The 1083-nt window shown below is 34.1% G+C and carries 1 pseudogene; it reads right to left on the bottom strand.

Annotated features, from left to right (window positions below):
- Window positions 1–16: 16 nt before the first annotated feature.
- Window positions 17–1045: pseudogene (locus tag NI469_RS15670) on the bottom strand (IS701 family transposase).
- Window positions 1046–1083 lie beyond the last annotated feature (38 nt).

Here is a 1083-nt window from a genome sequence, read left to right on the forward strand (position 1 = left end):
TAGGACTTACGCACTATTATTTATAGATTTTCTGTGGCAGCAGATGATTCTTATCGAGAATAAATTCATCAATAAAGTTCTTGATAATTGGTCTAAATAATTTCTTCTGCCAACGATATACATTTTCAAAGATCCGCTCAAACTGGTTCTTTTGTATCTCAACATAGGCCATCAAGGCTGAGAAAATATGATTCAAAATCAGCTTGGATCGTCTTACTTGAAACTTTTCAATATGACAAACCTGTTTAATTACTCGATGATATTGTTCTATTTTCCAATGACTTGAATGTAATTCATAAAAACCATCAAAGGACAATAAATCATCTTCATCTTGATGCACAATATAAAATCTCTGCTGTTCTTTTAACTGAGTCTTAAATAATTGTACAAAGCCAACATCTTTGAGCCAGACCACTTGACCCTGATGAAAATTCGGCAATAAACGGAGTTGAAACTATTGTCCTTTTTCAGGGGAAACCTTACGGTTACTGTCGACACCAAACATAAATCGAATACCATGTTTTCTTATGGTTTTTAGATTTTCAGTCGATGAATACCAACTATCACCTGTAATGAATTGAATCTTTGCACCCCAATCGAGTACTTCACTTAACATCTCCATAAAGTAATCATTCTTGGTTTTACTTTCTGACTTATCATAAATTCGAAAATTAATTGGAATATTTTTGCCATGTTGATCTGTCGCATACAAGGTAATGAGATTAATACCCTTGACGGATCGGTGGTGTTTACCTGACCAAAAATAGCTAACTAAGTCCATATGTTGACTATATGGCTTATCTAAAACAGTATCATCAATACTGACTATAAGTTTATTATTATCAATGTGTTGAATTGCTTCTTGATATAGATCGTGAGCTGTGTAGTCTTCACGCTCCAAAAAGCGATTTACACTGTCATGCGAGATATTATAAGTCTCGGCAAGTTGTGTGCAGCTAATAGAGTTTGGTTCTGTCATGAGAAAGCCCATATAAATGGGTAATGTACAAGTTGCTGTAGAAGCATGTTTAGTTCGTCTGATCACAGATACGTTATAAAGTAGTTTGAGACTTTTTTAAATCC

The sequence above is a fragment of the Acinetobacter lwoffii genome, assembly GCF_024129735.1.
Classification (GTDB): domain Bacteria; phylum Pseudomonadota; class Gammaproteobacteria; order Pseudomonadales; family Moraxellaceae; genus Acinetobacter; species Acinetobacter lwoffii_H.